Here is a 16,766-nt window from a genome sequence, read left to right on the forward strand (position 1 = left end):
TTGCACTCCCAGAATTGCGTCGTTCGCTACATTGGCAACGGCGCCGTGGCATGGAAGCCGCGGCCCGATGCGCGCTTGCCGGTCAGAGGCGCCAGACGGTGAAGCCGGCCTCGGTAAGCGCTTCGCGGTCGAATTGCGATTTGACGTCGATAAAGCAGCCGCCCGGTTTGAGCTTGGCTTGCAGGTCGGCCAGCGGGCGCGCCAGCAGTTCCTTGTGCGACACGGCGGCGATGATTGCATCGGCACGCGGCAGGCTTTCCCAGCGCACCAGGTCAATATCGTATTCGTGCTTCGCTTCGTCGCTGGAGGCGATCGGATCGTACACATTGACCTCGACGCCGTAGCTCTTCAGCTCGCTGACGATATCGGCCACTTTGGAGTTGCGCAGGTCCGGGCAGTTTTCCTTGAAGGTCAGGCCAATCACGTTAACGATGGCCCCCTTGATGTTAAAGCCCGCTTCGATCATCGCTTTAACGGTTTTTTCGGCAACGAACTTGGCCATGCCGTCATTGATGCGCCGTCCGGCCAGGATCACCTGCGGGTGGTAGCCGATCATTTCCGCCTTGTGGGTCAGATAATAGGGATCGACGCCGATGCAATGGCCGCCGACCAGGCCAGGGCGAAATGGCAGGAAATTCCACTTCGTGCCGGCCGCTTTCAGCACTTCCAGCGTGTCGATGCCGATCTTGTCGAAAATGATCGCCAGCTCATTCATCAGCGCGATGTTCAGGTCGCGCTGGGTGTTTTCGATGACCTTGGCCGCTTCCGCGACCTTGATGCTGGAGGCGCGGTGCACGCCTGCGTTGATGATCGATTCGTACAGGCGGGCGATCGATTCGAGCGTGTCCGCGTCGTCGCCGGACACGACCTTGAGAATCGAGGTCAGGGTGTGTTCCTTGTCGCCCGGGTTGATCCGCTCGGGCGAAAAGCCGACATGGAAATCCTGCTTCCATTTCAGGCCGGAGTGCTGTTCCAGGATGGGAATGCAGACTTCCTCCGTTGCGCCGGGATACACGGTCGATTCGAAGATGACGATCGCGCCCTTTTTCATGTGCTGACCGACGGTCTTGCTGGCGCCGGCCAGGGGAGTGAAGTCCGGATTATGCGCGATATCGACCGGGGTCGGCACCGCCACGACGATGTAGTCGGCGCTGGCCAGGGTTGCCGGGTCGGTGCTGACCGACAGATGGCGCGCCGCCCGCAGTTCCTCGGTCGACAGTTCGCCGGTCGGGTCGATGTAGTTCTTGTAACTGTCAATCTTTGCTTGCGAAAGATCGAAGCCGATGGTGCTGCGCTTCTTGCCGAATTCGACTGCCAGTGGCATGCCGACATATCCAAGCCCTACTACAGCGACGATTCCATTTGAGTTCATGCGGTATTCCAAGCGATATGAAGCGGATTGCAGCATCCGTTCCGTGTTTCGACACGGAACGGATGCTGACGAAATTGCCACGAACTATAGCGTATTTCCGGTTTAAAAGATATTGATGGGTCAGGCGTGCGCGGGTCGGGCCGCGAGGCGATGTGGCGCCCCGAACACGGTCGAAGCGCGAAAAAAAACCGGGCGTGGCCCGGTTTTTTTCTGAATCATGACGACCTCAGTCGTTCAGCTGCTTGGCGTCGCCCAGCTTGTCCTTGTACGAATCGAAAATCCCCACCAGCGCGTCGCGCATCGTGAAGGTCGGCGCCCAGCCGAGTTCGGACCTGGTGTTGTCGATCTTCGGCACGCGGTTCTGCACGTCCTGGTAGCCCTTGCCATAGTAGGCGCCCGAGCTGGTCTCGACCAGCTTGACCTGCTTCGCCGAATCGCGGTATTCCGGATACTCGGCGGCCAGTTCCAGCATCATGCCGGCCAGTTCGCGGATCGAGTAATTGTTGTCCGGGTTGCCGATGTTGTAGATCTTGCCGGTCGCCACGCCGCCTTCGTTGGCGATGATGCGCACCAGCGCGTCGATGCCGTCATCGACGTAGGTAAACGAGCGCTTCTGCGCGCCGCCGTCGACCAGCTGGATGTTCTCGCCGCGCACGATGTGGCCGAGGAACTGGGTCAGCACGCGCGACGAGCCTTCCTTCGGCGTGTGGATCGAATCGAGGCCGGCGCCGATCCAGTTGAACGGGCGGAACAGCGTGAAATTCAGCCCTTCCATGCCGTAGCCCCAGATCACGCGGTCCATCAGCTGCTTCGAGCAGGCATAGATCCAGCGCGGCTTGTTGATCGGGCCGTACACCAGCGGCGACGCCTCCGGGTCGAACTCGGCGTCCGGGCTCATGCCGTACACCTCGGAGGTCGACGGGAACACCAGGTGCTTCTTGTACTTGTGCGCCGAACGCACGATCGGCAGGTTGGCCTCGAAGTCCAGCTCGAACACGCGCAGCGGATCGGTGACGTAGGTCGACGGCGTGGCGATCGCCACCAGCGGCAGGATCACGTCGCACTTCTTGACGTGGTACTCGACCCACTCCTTGTTGATGTTGATGTCGCCTTCGAAGAAATGCAGGCGCGTCTTGTACGACTCATTGGCCAGCAAGTCCTTGATGCGCTCGGAATGCATGTCCATGCCGTACACATGCCAGTCGGTGGTTTCGAGGATGCGCTTGGACAGGTGGTGGCCGATGAAGCCGTTGACACCGAGGATAAGGACTTTTTTCATTGTTGAAGGGCGCTACATGGGCCGAATGGTTGACCGGTGATTATACCATTCCAGGAAACGCCCGAGCCCGGTTTCTAAGCTGGACGCCCGCTGGAAACCCACCCATTGGCGCAATTGGCGCTCGAGCGTCGGTACAAACTGGAGCACCCGCACCGGGCGGTCGCGCCCGTGACCAGGATCGCTTTTTGAGCGAATCGCGCGTCCGTGTTGCCAGTGCGAGTTTTCTGAGAATAAACTACGCTCGGCACAGCGATGACCGTCCCGGTTCGGCAAAAAATACAAATTCGCAACATGCCGATGTCGAAACCCTTGCTTTCCGTGACAGATAAATTTCCAGATCAAAATATTTGTTGTTAATATCGTACTTGTGCAGCAGCTTTTACCCGCGCGGGCGTTGACGCTGGCGGTTAATCCACACCAGCGGCCCGGAACCGCCGGACCCCGAGGAATCCATGAGGTTACTGACATTTAGCACACTGTTTCCGAATACCGAGCAGCCCAACCATGGCCTCTTCGTCGAGACCCGCCTGCGCTACCTGCTCGCCAGCGGCAAGGCCGAATCGAAGGTCGTCGCGCCGGTACCCTGGTTTCCCTCAAGTCATCCCCGCTTCGGCAATTACGCCCGTTTCGCCCGCGTGCCCGCCCGCGAAGTGCGCCAGGGCATCGACGTGCTGCACCCGCGCTTCGTCTCGATTCCCAAAGTCGGCATGGAAATGGCGCCCTGGCTGATGGCGCAAGGGGTCAAGCCCGCGATCGGCCGCCTGATCGACGAAGGCTACGATTTCGACCTGATCGATGCGCACTATTTCTACCCGGATGGCGTGGCTGCCGCAGCGCTCGGGCGCTACTTCAATAAGCCGGTGGTGATCACCGCGCGCGGTTCGGACATCAGCCTGATTCCCCGGCACGCCATTCCGCGCAAGCTGATCCAGCGCGCGGCCGCCGATGCCGGCGCCATCATCACCGTCTGCAACGCCCTCAAGACCGAACTGGTGCAACTCGGCGTCGACGCCCGCAAGGTCACCGTCCTGCGCAACGGCGTCGACCTGCAACGCTTCCACCCGGGCGACCGCGACGAACTGCGCGCGGCCCTTGGCGTCGAAGGTTTTGTACTGCTGTCGGTGGGCAATCTGCTTCCGGTGAAGGGCCACGACCTGGCGATCTCCGCGCTTCCCCTCTTGCCCGACGCCACCTTGATGATTGCCGGCGCCGGCCCCGAGCTGGCCCGCCTGCGAGCGCTCGCGCAGCAGCTCGGCGTCGCCGCCCGCGTGCGCTTTCTGGGCCCCGTGCCGCAAACGGACCTGGCGCGCTATTACGGCGCGGCCGATTCGCTGTTGCTGGCGTCCTCGCGCGAGGGCTGGGCCAACGTGCTGCTCGAATCGATGGCCTGCGGCACCCCGGTCGTGGCCAGCAATGTCTGGGGCACGCCGGAAGTGGTGGCCGCGCCCGAAGCCGGCGTCCTGATGCGCGAACGTTCGGCGCGCGGCGTGGCCGACGCGGTCAACGCCCTGCGCGCCAGCTACCCCGAGCACGCTGCAACCCGCCGCTACGCCGAAAACTTCAGCTGGGACGACACCACCCAGGGCCAGCTCGACCTGTTCACCCGTGTCCTGAATGGCCGTTCCGGCAAGACCGCGGCAAACACCCCGGGGCTCGAATCGGCGGTGCCGAAATAACAGCGCCGGCCCCGCCGCGGCGTAATTTTTGCGCTCGCTGATGGGCTGGCGCCGCGAACGCGTTTATACTGGACCGGCGCCGCTTCGGCGCGGCAAGAGGAACAGCATGGGCTCAACACTGAAGAACTCCGGACTCGTCGGCCTCGGGCTCATCGCCGGCGTGGCCGTCTCGATGCAGTTCTCGGCGCTGGCGCAAAAGCCGGTCGATCCGGGAATGCCGATCGAAGAACTGCGCCAGCTGGCCGACGTGTATGGCCTGATCAAGTCCGACTACGTCGAACCGGTCGAGGACAAGAAGCTGCTGACCGAAGCCATCTCCGGCATGGTCGCCTCGCTCGACCCCCACTCCGCCTACCTCGACAAGAACGCCTGGCGCGAACTGCGCGAAGGCACCGAGGGCAAGTTCGTCGGCCTCGGCATCGAAATCGCCCCCAGCGCCGACGGCTTCATCGAGATCGTCGCGCCGATCGAGGATTCGCCGGCCTGGCGCGCCGGCATCAAGGCGGGCGACCTGATCACCCGGATCGACGCGCTCAGCGTGCAGGGCCTGGCGATCGACGAAGCCATCAAGAAAATGCGCGGCGCCCCGCGCAGCAAGGTCACCCTGACCATCGCGCGCAAGGGCGTGGCGGCGCCGCTGGCGTTCGCGATCGCGCGCGAGGAAATCGTCCAGAAAAGCGTCAAGGCCAAAATCGTCGAGCCGGGCTACGGCTGGCTGCGCGTGTCGCAGTTCCAGGAGCCGACGGTGGACGACCTGGCCGCGCGCCTGCTCGCCCTGTACAAGCAGGAGCCCAACCTGAAAGGCCTGGTGCTCGACCTGCGCAACGATCCGGGCGGGCTGCTGCAGGGCGCGATCGGGGTGTCGGCCGCCTTCCTGCCGAAGGACGCCGAAATCGTCTCGACCAACGGCCAGCTGCCCGACTCGAAGCAGAGCTTTTACGGCCGCCCCGAATTCTATTCCCTGCGCGCCGACAGCGACGCGCTGGCGCGCCTGCCGTCCGCGGTAAAAAGCGTGCCGCTTGTGGTGCTGGTGAACACCGGCTCGGCCTCGGCTTCCGAGATCGTCGCCGGCGCGCTGCAGGACTACAAGCGCGCCATCATCATGGGCAGCCAGACCTTCGGTAAAGGCTCGGTGCAAACCATCCGCCCGCTGTCGAACGACACCGCGGTCAAGCTGACCACGGCGCGCTACTACACCCCGTCCGGGCGCTCGATCCAGGCCAGGGGCATCGTGCCCGACTTGCTGGTTGACGAAAACGCCGACGGCGACGGCCTGAACGGCCTGCGCACGCGCGAGGCCGACCTGCAGCGCCACTTGTCCAACGACCGCGACAAGGAAGAGCGCAGCGCGGCGCGCGACGACGCCGAAGAAGAGCTGCAGCTGATCGCGGCCGAACGCAAGCGCAAGCCGCTCGAATACGGCGGCGCCGACGACTTCCAGCTGCGCCAGGCATTGAACCACCTGAAGGGACTGCCGCTGCAGATGTCGAAGCAGGTGGCGGCGCACGCGCCCGCGAAAACTCGTTAGATCCATTTTGAAAGCACCTTCATGAAAAAAGTCGTCATCAGCGGCACCGGACTGTTCACGCCTCCCCACTCGATCTCGAACGAAGAACTCGTCGTCGCCTTCAACGCCTACGCGGAGCGGTTCAACGCCGACAACGCGGCCGCAATCGCCGCCGGCGAAATGACGGCAATCGAAGCGTCGAGCGCGGGCTTCATCGAAAAGGCGTCCGGCATCAAGTCGCGCTACGTGATGGAAAAGGAAGGCATCCTGGATCCGGCGCGCATGACCGCGCGCATCGCCGAGCGCGGCGACGACGAACTGTCGCTGCAGGCCGAGATGTGCGTCGCGGCGGCGCGCCAGGCGCTCGATCGCGCGCAGCGCACGCCGGCCGACATCGACATGGTGCTGGTCGCCTGCAGCAACATGCAGCGCGCCTACCCCGCGATGGCGGTCGAAGTGCAGGATGCGCTGGGCATCGACGGCTATGGCTTCGACATGAACGTCGCCTGCTCCTCGGCCACCTTCGGCATCCAGACCGCGCTGGCGGCGGTGCAAAGCGGCCAGGCGCGCGCGGTGCTGGTGCTCAATCCCGAAATCACCAGCGGCCACCTGAACTACCGCGACCGAGACAGCCACTTCATCTTCGGCGACGCCTGCACCGCGATCGTGGTCGAAGCGGCCGATCAGGCGATCAGCAGCCACCAGTGGGAGATCGTCGAATCGAAGCTCAAGACCTCGTTCTCCAACAACATCCGCAACAACTTCGGCTTCATGAACCGCTTCGACGAATCGGGCGTGGGCAAGCCGGACAAGCTGTTCCGCCAGCAGGGGCGCAAGGTGTTCAAGGAGGTGTGCCCGATGGCCGCCGAAATGATCAAGGACACAGTGCACGCGGCCGGCCTCGAGATCGCGCAGGTCTCGCGTTACTGGCTGCACCAGGCGAACCTGAACATGAACCTGCTGATCGCGCGCACGCTGCTCGGGCGCGATGCCGAGCCGGGCGAAGCGCCGGTGATCCTCGACACCTATGCCAATACATCGTCGGCCGGCTCGATCATCGCCTTCCACAAATACCAGGACGACATGCCGGCGGGCGCGCTCGGCGTGATTTGCTCGTTCGGCGCCGGCTACTCGATCGGCTGCGTGGTGGTCCGCAAGATTTGAGAAAGGGGTCTGGTCCTGCGGACCTGACCCCATCTTCGCTGCGAAAGCGGGAACTAATCAGGTGATTTTGGGGTCTGACCTAGGTCAGACCCGCAGCTTCACAAGCTCGCCGCCAGTTCCGCTCCCTCTTTAATCGCCCGCTTCGCATCGAGTTCCGCCGCCAGCGCCGCGCCGCCGATCTTGTGGAAACGTGGCCCGCCGCTTTCCCCTTCCGCCGGCATCAGCTCCGCCAGGCTTTCCTGCCCGGCACAGATGACGACGTTGTCCACCTCGATCAGCTTGCGCTCGCCGCCCACCGTGATGTGCAGCCCCTGGTCGTCGATCCGGTCGTACTGCACGCCCGCCATCATTACCACGCCGTTTCGCGCCAGCGTGGCCCGATGCACCCAGCCGCTGGTCTTGCCCAGCCCCGCTCCCGGCTTCGAGGTCTTGCGCTGCATGAGCCAGATCTGCCGGAACGGCGCCGGCGCTTCCGGCTTCACCAGCGCCCCGCCGCTGGCCGCAGCCAGGTCGACGCCCCACTCGCCCGCCCACTCCTTCACGGGCATCGGCAGCGGATGCTTCGGATCGTGCACCAGGTATTCGCCGACGTCGAAGCCGATCCCGCCGGCGCCGATGATCGCCACCCGCTTGCCGACCGGCGCCTTGTTTTGCACCACATCGACGTACGACAGCACCTTGGGATGATCGATGCCCTCGATGGCCGGCCTGCGCACGCGGATGCCGGTGGCGACGATCACATGGTCGTAGCCGTCCGCCAGCAGCTGTTCGCGCGTGACGCGCTGCCCGAGCCGCACCTTGACGCCGGTGGTTTCCAGCTTGCGGCGGAAGTAGCGGATCGTCTCGCTGAATTCCTCCTTGCCCGGAATCCGCATCGCGATCTTGAATTGACCGCCAATGGTGTCGCTGCTGTCGAACAGCGTGACGTCATGCCCGCATTCGGCCGCCACGGTCGCCGCCGACAGGCCCGCCGGCCCGGCGCCGACCACCGCCACCTTTTTCGGCGCGCGCGTTCTTGCATACACCAGCTCCGTCTCGTGGCAGGCGCGCGGATTGACCAGGCAGCTGGCGCGCTTATTGGCGAAGGTGTGATCGAGGCAGGCCTGGTTGCAGCCGATGCAGGTGTTGATTTCGTCCTCCCGCCCGGCCGCGGCCTTGGCGACGAACTCCGGATCGGCCAGGAAGGGCCGCGCCATCGATACCAGGTCGGCGTCGCCGCGCGCGATGATGGCGTCCGCTTCGCCCGGCATGTTGATGCGGTTCGACGCCACCACCGGAATCGACAGCTCGCGCCGCAGCCGCCCCGCCACGCCGGCGAATGCGGCGCGCGGCACCGAGGTGACGATGGTCGGCACGCGCGCCTCGTGCCAGCCGTAGCCGGTGTTGAGGATGGTGACGCCGGCCTGTTCCAGCCCCTTGGCGACTACCACCACCTCGTCCCAGGTATTGCCGCCTTCGACCAGGTCGAGCAGCGAGTGGCGGTACATGATGATGAAGTCGGGACCGACGCGCGCGCGGATGCGCCTGACGATTTCGAGCGGCAGGCGCATGCGGTTTTCGATGCTGCCGCCCCAGCGGTCGGTACGCTGATTGGTGCGCGCGCACAGGAACTGGTTGAGCAGGTAGCCTTCGCTGCCCATCACCTCGACGCCGTCGTAGCCGGCCGCTTTCGCCAGCCGGGCGCAGCGCGCGTACGCGGCGATGGTCTTCTCGATGCCGCGTTCGGTCAGCGCGCGCGGTTTGAACGGCGAGATCGGCGACTTCACGCTCGATGCCGACACCACCAGCGGCTGGTAGCCGTAGCGGCCAGCGTGCAGGATCTGCATCAGGATCTTGCCGCCCTCCTGGTGCACCGCGCGCGTCACGCGCCGGTGATTGAGCACGTCGCCGGCGAAGTTCAGCGTGCCGCCGAACGGCAGCAGCCATCCCTGGCGGTTCGGCGAGATGCCGCCGGTGACGATCAGCCCGACGCCGCCGCGCGCGCGTTCGCGATAGAACTCGGCCAGTTTGCCGTAGTGGTAAAAGCGGTCTTCGAGGCCGGTGTGCATCGAGCCCATAATGACGCGGTTGCGCAAGGTGGTGAAGCCGAGATCGAGCGGCGCGAGCAGGTGTGGGAAGGGAATGGTCATGACGGCATTAAACCGCACTTCGGTAGATGGCGGGTTCTAAAATGCGATCCATGCACGCGCACGATTGAAGTCGCCGCAGCATTTGCCATGGTAGGCTGCAAAGATGATTGCCCGACTAATTTTCCCGCTGCTGCTCACCGTCTGCCTGCCGGCCATGGCGCAGGAATCCGCGGTCGACCTCTCCGTCGAACGTGTCAATACCGCGGAAGGCCAGGTGTACCAGATCGAAGCGCGGGGCGAGGTGGCGGCGCCGCCGGCGGCGGTCTGGCGCGTCCTCACCGACTACAACCGCATGGCTGAATTCGTGCCCGACCTGCGCAGCGCGCGCGTGATTTCGCGCAGCGGCGACCAGGCCGTGGTCGAACAATACGGTTCGGCGCACGTGCTGTTCTTCCGGCGCGATATCCACCTGGTGGTGCAGGTGCGCGAGCAGCCGATGACGAAGATCGACGTCAGCCTGCTCGATGGCGACATGAAGGTCTATCGCTGCAGCTGGCAGCTCGCCCCGGTTCCGGCGACCGGCGGCACGCGCGTCGTCTATCGCGGCACGATGGCGCCCAAGTTTTACGTGCCGGGCATGCTGGGGGCGAAGTTCATCCGCTCCGACGTCGACCGGATGCTGCGCGCCGTGCTGGCGCGCCTGGACCGCGCCGACTAGGCGGCGTAGCTTTCGCGCCCGCGCAGCTCGGCGAACGATTCGATGCTGCCGATCTTGATGGTGATCGGGTTAAGTCGCGACTGCGGCGTCATCGGGCGCCAGGCGAACTGCCACTCGTGCTCGTGGGCCTCGGCGAGGGTCTTGGTGAACGCGGCGCCGAGCGCGGCGCGCGCGCCATATTCGACTTCGCCGTCGATGCCGGCCCAGCTGGGCAAGGTGCGTTGCACCGCGCGGTGCAGGCGCTCGCCGAATTCTTCGGTGTTGTGGATTACCAGGCAGCTGCCGTCGTTTGGCGCGAGCAGGTCGAACAGCGATTTGTCCCACACGGTCGAAAACGACAGCGTCAGGAACTGGCCCGCCGGGATCAGGCGGAACTGGCCTTCGCGCAGTGACAGTTCGAGTTCGGCGCGCGGCGCGTAGCGGTGCAGGGTTGGGGGGCGTTGATAGTCGTGCATGGCAGGTGATCCGGTAAAAAGTATCGGCTGGCGGCTTACTTGGCCAGCGCGCGGCGCACGTCATGTGCGAGCCGCATGTGTTTGGAGGCGATGAAAATCTCGCGCAGCAGGAAGACGAAGCTGCCGATCAGCGCGACCATCGCCAGCACGAAGCAGCCGGCGATGTATTTGTCGAGCGGCAGGCTGGTGGTGTCGCCCAAGAACAGCATCGCGATGACGAGGCAGATCAGGAGGCCGCAGCCGGTCGACAGCGTGATCGCGGTGTTGATCAGGTGCGCGCGGCCGTACAGGATGTCGAGCTCGGACTGGTAATCGTCGTGCGGTCCGATTTCAAGCCGGTCCTCGAGCACGCGCGAGCGGTCGATGATGCGCGCCAGCCGGTTGGTGAGCACCGTCAGCTTGGTGGCCACGCCGGTCAGCAGGAACACTGGCGCGATGGCCAGCTGGATCACGTGGCCGATGTCGCTGATCTGGATATTCATGATCGTATCGGGTCGTTGTTATTGTTCGGTCAGCCGCCAGTGTAGCAGCCCCGCCGCTTATTCGAAGCGGCCGAGGCGCTTGAACTGCTCGGTGGCCGCCACCAGCGCCGCCGAAATGCCCTTTTCCAGCGCGCCGTGGCCGGCGTCCGGGATCATGCGCAGCTGCGATCCGGGCCAGGCCTGGTGCAGGCGGTAGGCCGACACCGGCGGGCAGATCACGTCGTAGCGGCCCTGCACGATCACGGCCGGCAGGTGGGCGATGCGATGAAGGTCGCGCATCAGCTGGCCCTCTTCGAGGAAGCCGAGGTTGGCCATGTAGTGCGATTCGAGCCGGCCGACGCCCAGGTCGAGCGTGTCCGACACCGCCTCTTCCGGCTGCGGCAGCAGGAACACGCGGCGCCCTTCGAAGCGGCTCCAGGCGCGCGCCGCCGGCCAGTACACGTCCGGGTCGTCGCACAGCATGCGCGTTGTGTAGGCTTTCAGCAGGTCGCCCCGTTCGGCTTCGGGAATCGGCGCGACGAATTCATCGTAAAGTTCGGGATAGAACCACTGAACGCCGTGCAGGAACCAGTCGATTTCGGTGGCGGTGCACAGAAAAATCCCGCGCAGGATGAAGCCGAGGCAGCGCTCGGGGTGCGCCTGGCCGTACGCCAGCGCCAGCGTCGAGCCCCACGAGCCGCCGAACACGAGCCACTGCTCGATGCCGAACTTGACGCGTAGCGTTTCGATGTCCTCGATCAGCAGCTGGGTGGTGTTGTTGCGCCACTCGCCCAGCGGCGTCGACTTGCCGGCGCCGCGCTGGTCGAACAGGATGATGCGGTAGTGCTCGGGATCGAAGAAGCGGCGGTGCTGCGGCGACAGGCCGGCGCCCGGGCCGCCGTGCAGGAACAGCACCGGCGCGCCGTTCGGATTGCCGACCTCTTCCCAGTAGATGGTGTGCAGCGGATCGACATCGAGCATGCCGTGGCGGTGCGGCAGGATGGTCGGGAACAGCGACGGCGGAGCTTCGTGCATGGTGATTCTCTTCGATGGGGACAATCGATTGTATCGCACCCGCCCGCCGCCTATCAGGGACCGTGCGCGACGTCCGTGAACGGATTCAAAATCTTCAAGGACGCATCGGCAATCGACCTGAATCCGCCGCCGCCGTCGCGAGTGACAAGCGTCATGTCCCGGATCAGCGCAATAGCCGCAATTTGTTTATCGACGGTGTGCGGATCTTTTTTGGCATCGGAAAGCAAGGCACCCCAGACCTGCGCGGAATCCGCATCAAATTCGATGACTCGATGGCCATAGTGTTCCAACAGCGCTTCAAGCCACTGCTCATACATTTCGACTTTGCGAAGGTCATTCTTTCGTGCGGCCCTGGCAATCCCGGCGCGTATCTCACCAATTACCTGAACAGGCAGGAACAGTTCAGCATCGGCGGTGTTTTCAAAAAAAGCCCGCACACCCCGGTTGCAGCGGTCGCCCTTGCGGAACTCCGAAATCACATTGGTGTCGAGGAGATAGGTCATGCAGATCCTATCGGACGTCGAACAATTCGTCGTCGTCGAAATAAGGCATGGCTGCGAGAAGCTCCTTCAACGGACGCTTTGCGGGTTGGTCTATCAGCGTGAGCCGAAGAATCTCCCGGTGCTCCGCCTCGGCACTGCGCCCGTGAGACGCGGCGCGGCGCTTGAGCGCATCGACTAGATCCTGGTTCAAATCGCGAACGAGTAGTTGAGGCATGTCCTCCCCCGTTGGATGCTATCAGTGATAGCCCATTATAGGCCGCAATTCAGAAGAAGGTATTGATCGCGTAGCGCACGGTGTAATCGTCGTCCACCGCCAGCAGCAGCGGCCACTTGTCGAAAGTAGTGCACGGATGGGATATGCCGCAGCCGACCAGGTCGCCCACCTGCAGGTCGACCCCGTCCGGCAGCGTGAGATAGGCGTGCTGGTCGTTCATCTTGACGATGCTGCAGCCGGCCGGCAGCGCAGCCGGCGCGCCGGGGCCGGGACGATGGCTGAACAGCGGGACCGGCAGGTCGATGTCGTAGGAGGCGTCGCGCTTGCCCATCGTGAGGATGGCCAGCCGCGGTTCGGGGCGCGACTGCACCATGCTCCACACTTCCAGCGCCGGTTTGAGCGCCTCGCCACCGAGGGCCGGGTGGCCGCCTTCGCGCGCATCGAGGTCGCCGATCTGGCGCAGGTAGGAGCCGTGGTCGCTGGTCAGGTAGCAGCCGCTGCGCAGCACCGGCAGCACGGGACGCGACAGCGCGCCGACGCCGGCAAAACCGCGCGCGACCAGGTCGAAGTAGCCGGAGCCGCCCGCCGACAGCAGGATCTGCGCGCAGCCCATGAACAGCTGCTCCTCGTCGGCGGCGCGCACCAGCGCCGCGAGGCGCGCGAGGAAATCGTCGACCTGCTTCACGTCGCCGGCGCGGTCGTTCGACACCAGCAGGCCTTCGTAGCCTTCGAAGCCGGCCAGCTGCAGGCCGCTCGCCTGCGCCACCGCGCGCGCCAGCGCCAGCGCGTCGGCCTCGCTGCGGCAGCCGGCGCGCTTGCCCGGCAAGCCCAGCTCGACCAGCAGCGGCAAAGGCCGCGCGAGCGGATGCGCGGCTACCGCTGCGGCCAGCCGTTCCACGCCTTCGAGCGAATCGACCAGCGCAAAAAATTCGAAATCGGGATCCTCGTGCATCAGGGTCAGCACGCTGTGGATGTCGGCCTTCGCGACCAGCTGGTTGGCCAGCAGCACGCGGCGCACGCCGAAGCGGTGCGCCATCTGGACCTGGGTGGCGCTGGCCAGGGTGATGCCCCAGGCGCCGTTGGCCAGCTGGGCGCCGAACAGCTGCGGGCTCATGGTGGTCTTGCCGTGCGGCGCGAGGGTGGCGCCGTACTGCGCGCAGAAGCGCCGCATCCAGTCCAGGTTGTGGCGCAGCGCCGAGGATTTCAGCACCGCGACCGGGAAGCTGGTGTCGGCATGGAGCACGTTCCAGCCCTGCACGCCGATCGCGCCCTGGCGCAGCGGCGCGGTGATCGGCAGGCCCTTCACGCCAGGCTGCAGCAGTTGTTCTTCCAGTGCGCCCAGCGCCAGTCCGTCGTGCGGCAGTGTATTCATTCGTTGTCCTGGTCGTCCTCCAGCAGTTGCTGCAGCCGGCGCTCGTAGTGGTTGAGGAAGTCGCGGGTGACCGCGTAGTGCTCGGTGTCCTCGTAGGCCGTCTCGGTGAGGCCGGACTGGTCGAACACCAGTATTTTAGCGTTCGGATAGGCCAGCAGGATGGGCGAATGGGTGGCGATGATGAATTGCGAGCCGCGTTTCACCAATTGGTCGATCGCGGAGAGCGCGGCCAGCTGGCGGTTGGGCGACAGCGCGGCCTCCGGCTCGTCGAGCAGGTAGAAGCCGTTGTCCTCGAGGTCGAGCAGCAGCTCCATGAACGCTTCGCCGTGCGAGCGCAGGTGCAGCGATGGTTTCCGATGGCCCGGCAGCGAGTCCATGTAGCTGATGACATCGAAGGCGCTTTCGGCGCGCAGGAAGTAGGACCAGCGTGGCGCCTTGTAGCCCTTGACCAGGCGCAGCGCATCCTGCAGCGGCGACACTTCCTGTTGCTGGCGATTGACGTTGCGCGAGCCGCCTTCGGCCGGCAGGCCCATCGCCACCGCGATCGCCTCCAGCATGGTCGATTTACCGGCGCCGTTTTCGCCGACGAAAAACGTCACGTCCGGGTGCAGCGCCAACGTGCCCATTTCGCGCACGGCGGGGATGCCGAACGGGTAGCGATCGGGATCGATGTCGGCGCCGGGGCGGATCGACACTTCGCGCAGGTAGGGTTTGGCGGTGAGGGCCATTTGATCGAGTCCAAACAAAAATGGGGTCAGGTCCGCAGGACCAGACCCCAGCTGTGCAGCAGTTCAACCAATTACGACATGTGCTGCCCGCCGTTGATGGCGATGTTGGCGCCGGTGACGAATGCCGCTTCGTCCGACGACAGGTAGGCCACCAGGCCCGCCACTTCTTCCGGCTTGCCCAGGCGCGCCATCGGAATCTGCGGGATGATCTTCGTGTCCAGCACTTCCTTGTCGATCGCCATGACCATCTTGGTGCCGATGTAGCCTGGCGAGATGGTGTTGACCGTCACGCCCTTGCGCGCCACTTCCAGCGCCAGCGCCTTGGTGAAGCCGTGCACGCCGGCCTTGGCCGCCGAGTAGTTGGTCTGGCCGAACGCGCCCTTCTGGCCGTTGACCGACGAGATGTTGATGATCCGGCCCCAGCCGCGCTCGACCATGCCGTCGCACACCGGCTTGGTCATGTTGAACACGGAGTCGAGGTTGGTGCGCATCACGGCGTCCCAGTTCGGCTTGTCCATCTTCTTGAACGTCATGTCGCGCGTGATGCCGGCGTTGTTGACCAGCACGTCGATCGGCCCGACTTCGGCGGTGATCTTGGCGACCGCCCGCTCGGCCGAATCGTAATCGGCCACGTCGCACTCGTAGGCCTTGAAGTTGTAGCCCATCTCCTTGGTCGAGGCCAGCCAGCCTTCGACTTTCGGATTACCCGGCGAATAGGTCGTCACGACCGTGTATCCCAGCGCGGCCAGCTTGATGCACACCGCTTCACCCAAACCACCCATACCGCCGGTTACCAATGCAACTCTCGACATATCGTTTCTCCTAGTTTTGGAATCGTTCGAATTAATGCGGGATCAGTCCCGTTCCACTGCCAGCGCCACGCCCATGCCGCCGCCGATGCACAGGCTGGCCAGTCCCTTCTTGGCGTCGCGCCGGATCATCTCGTGCAGCAGGGTCACCAGGATGCGCGCGCCGGAAGCGCCGATCGGGTGGCCCAGCGCAATCGCGCCGCCGTTGACGTTGATCTTGCTGGTGTCCCAGCCCATCTCCTTGTTGACGGCGATGGCCTGGGCGGCGAACGCCTCGTTAATTTCCATCAGGTCGACCTCGTCGTGGGTCCAGCCGGCTTTTTTGAGGCACAGCTGGGTGGCCGAGACCGGGCCCATGCCCATGATCGCCGGGTCGAGTCCCGCCGACGCGTAGGCCTTGATGCGCGCCAGCGGTTTCAGGCCCAGTTCCTTGGCCTTCGACGCCGACATCATGATGACCGCGGCGGCGCCGTCGTTCAGGCCGGAGGCGTTGCCGGCGGTGACGCTGCCTTCCTTGTTGAACGCCGGGCGCAGGCCGGCCATGCCCTCGACGGTGGTGCCGTGCTTCGGATACTCGTCGGTGTCGAACACGGTGACGCCCTTCTTGGACGGGATTTCCAGCGGGATGATCTCGTCCTTGAACTTGCCGGCCTTTTGCGCCGCCTCGGCCTTCTGCTGCGAAGCGGCGGCGAACGCGTCCTGCTCGGCGCGCGAGACGTCGTATTTCTTGGCGACGTTCTCGGCGGTCACGCCCATGTGGTACTGGTTGTAGACGTCCCACAGGCCGTCGACGATCATGGTGTCGACCAGCTTGGTGTCGCCCATGCGGAAGCCGTCGCGCGAGTTGGGCAGCACGTGCGGCGAGGCGCTCATGTTTTCCTGGCCGCCGGCGATGACAATGCTGGCGTCGCCGCAGCGGATCGCCTGCGCCGCCGAGTGGGTGGCCTTCAGGCCGCTGCCGCAGACCTGGCCGACGGTAAACGCCGGCACGGTGTTGGGCACGCCGCCCTTGATCGAGGCCTGGCGCGCCGGGTTCTGGCCGGCGCCGGCGGTGAGCACCTGGCCCATGATCACTTCGCTGACGCTGGCGGGATCGATCCCGGTCTTGGCGAGCAGGCTCTTGATGACATGCGCGCCAAGCTCGACGGCCGGGATCTTGGCCAGGCTGCCGCCGAATTTGCCGACGGCGGTGCGGCCGGCGGCGACGATTACGACATCTTCCATGTGAATCTCCGAGGGTGCTGGCGAGGAGCCAGCGGGTTGTCAGACGGCGCCTATGGTGGGGCCATGGCGCCACCGTTTTCCAGGGTGAGGCTGGCCGGCGTGCCGTGGCGCTGGGATCGTCCAGCAGCGACAGCGTCGGCTATAAAATGCACCAAGATGGTGCATTTTTAGTTTCAATGT

At 64.7% G+C, this 16,766-nt stretch carries 16 protein-coding genes; 4 read left to right on the forward strand and 12 right to left on the reverse strand.

Annotated features, from left to right (window positions below):
* Positions 1 to 82 precede the first annotated feature (82 nt).
* Together Q4S45_RS19910 and Q4S45_RS19915 are read right to left on the reverse strand one after the other, a co-directional pair.
* On the reverse strand, positions 83 to 1,324 hold the full coding sequence (locus Q4S45_RS19910; RefSeq protein WP_305507142.1) for a nucleotide sugar dehydrogenase: 1,242 nt from the start codon (positions 1,322 to 1,324) through the stop codon (positions 83 to 85).
* A 274-nt stretch (positions 1,325 to 1,598) separates the two neighbouring features.
* Entirely contained in the window at positions 1,599 to 2,651 is a 1,053-nt protein-coding gene (locus tag Q4S45_RS19915) for a bifunctional UDP-4-keto-pentose/UDP-xylose synthase (RefSeq protein WP_305507143.1), read from the reverse strand.
* 452 nt (positions 2,652 to 3,103) lie between these two features.
* Between Q4S45_RS19915 and Q4S45_RS19920 the strand changes: the two genes are divergently transcribed.
* The 3 genes from Q4S45_RS19920 to Q4S45_RS19930 all read left to right on the forward strand — a co-directional run bounded on the left by Q4S45_RS19920 (position 3,104) and on the right by Q4S45_RS19930 (position 6,998).
* Positions 3,104 to 4,327 (forward strand): glycosyltransferase family 4 protein, encoded by a 1,224-nt coding sequence (locus tag Q4S45_RS19920; RefSeq protein ID WP_305507144.1) that lies wholly within the window; start codon positions 3,104 to 3,106, stop codon positions 4,325 to 4,327.
* Positions 4,328 to 4,433: 106 nt separating this feature from the next.
* Positions 4,434 to 5,855, forward strand: coding sequence for a S41 family peptidase (locus Q4S45_RS19925; RefSeq protein ID WP_305507145.1), 1,422 nt, complete (start codon positions 4,434 to 4,436; stop codon positions 5,853 to 5,855).
* Positions 5,856 to 5,876: 21 nt separating this feature from the next.
* Positions 5,877 to 6,998 carry a beta-ketoacyl-ACP synthase III gene (locus tag Q4S45_RS19930; protein WP_305507146.1) on the forward strand — a complete coding sequence of 374 codons (1,122 nt, stop codon included), beginning with the start codon at positions 5,877 to 5,879 and terminating at the stop codon, positions 6,996 to 6,998.
* Between the two features lie 98 nt (positions 6,999 to 7,096).
* Here the strand turns inward: Q4S45_RS19930 and Q4S45_RS19935 are convergent, their stop codons facing one another.
* On the reverse strand, positions 7,097 to 9,127 hold the full coding sequence (locus tag Q4S45_RS19935) for an NADPH-dependent 2,4-dienoyl-CoA reductase (RefSeq protein WP_305507147.1): 2,031 nt from the start codon (positions 9,125 to 9,127) through the stop codon (positions 7,097 to 7,099).
* A 103-nt stretch (positions 9,128 to 9,230) separates the two neighbouring features.
* On the opposite strand from Q4S45_RS19935, the gene Q4S45_RS19940 reads away from it, so the two are divergent.
* Positions 9,231 to 9,785, forward strand: coding sequence for an SRPBCC family protein (locus tag Q4S45_RS19940; RefSeq protein ID WP_305507148.1), 555 nt, complete (start codon positions 9,231 to 9,233; stop codon positions 9,783 to 9,785).
* On the opposite strand, the gene Q4S45_RS19945 is transcribed toward Q4S45_RS19940, so the two are convergent.
* The 9 genes from Q4S45_RS19945 to Q4S45_RS19985 form a co-directional block, all read right to left on the reverse strand.
* Entirely contained in the window at positions 9,782 to 10,240 is a 459-nt protein-coding gene (locus Q4S45_RS19945; protein ID WP_305507149.1) for a hypothetical protein, read from the reverse strand. The genes Q4S45_RS19940 and Q4S45_RS19945 overlap by 4 nt on opposite strands.
* Positions 10,241 to 10,275: 35 nt before the next feature.
* Positions 10,276 to 10,722 carry a DUF2721 domain-containing protein gene (locus tag Q4S45_RS19950; protein ID WP_305507150.1) on the reverse strand — a complete coding sequence of 149 codons (447 nt, stop codon included), beginning with the start codon at positions 10,720 to 10,722 and terminating at the stop codon, positions 10,276 to 10,278.
* Positions 10,723 to 10,779: 57 nt separating this feature from the next.
* On the reverse strand, positions 10,780 to 11,736 hold the full coding sequence (gene pip, locus Q4S45_RS19955; RefSeq protein WP_305507151.1) for a prolyl aminopeptidase: 957 nt from the start codon (positions 11,734 to 11,736) through the stop codon (positions 10,780 to 10,782).
* A 53-nt stretch (positions 11,737 to 11,789) separates the two neighbouring features.
* Complete coding sequence (locus Q4S45_RS19960) at positions 11,790 to 12,239, reverse strand: type II toxin-antitoxin system VapC family toxin (protein ID WP_305507152.1); 450 nt, start codon at positions 12,237 to 12,239, stop codon at positions 11,790 to 11,792.
* 7 nt (positions 12,240 to 12,246) lie between these two features.
* Positions 12,247 to 12,453, reverse strand: coding sequence for a DNA-binding protein (locus tag Q4S45_RS19965; RefSeq protein ID WP_305507153.1), 207 nt, complete (start codon positions 12,451 to 12,453; stop codon positions 12,247 to 12,249).
* 49 nt (positions 12,454 to 12,502) lie between these two features.
* On the reverse strand, positions 12,503 to 13,825 hold the full coding sequence (locus Q4S45_RS19970) for an amino acid deaminase (protein WP_305507154.1): 1,323 nt from the start codon (positions 13,823 to 13,825) through the stop codon (positions 12,503 to 12,505).
* Entirely contained in the window at positions 13,822 to 14,553 is a 732-nt protein-coding gene (locus Q4S45_RS19975) for an AAA family ATPase (protein ID WP_305507155.1), read from the reverse strand. The genes Q4S45_RS19970 and Q4S45_RS19975 overlap by 4 nt, the downstream gene beginning before the upstream one ends.
* 71 nt (positions 14,554 to 14,624) lie before the next feature.
* Entirely contained in the window at positions 14,625 to 15,365 is a 741-nt protein-coding gene (phbB, locus tag Q4S45_RS19980) for an acetoacetyl-CoA reductase (protein WP_305507156.1), read from the reverse strand.
* Between the two features lie 42 nt (positions 15,366 to 15,407).
* Positions 15,408 to 16,586 carry an acetyl-CoA C-acetyltransferase gene (locus Q4S45_RS19985; protein WP_305507157.1) on the reverse strand — a complete coding sequence of 393 codons (1,179 nt, stop codon included), beginning with the start codon at positions 16,584 to 16,586 and terminating at the stop codon, positions 15,408 to 15,410.
* Positions 16,587 to 16,766: the final 180 nt, after the last annotated feature.

Origin of the sequence: Massilia sp. R2A-15 (assembly GCF_030704305.1) — a bacterium.
GTDB lineage: Bacteria > Pseudomonadota > Gammaproteobacteria > Burkholderiales > Burkholderiaceae_D > JAFCUW01.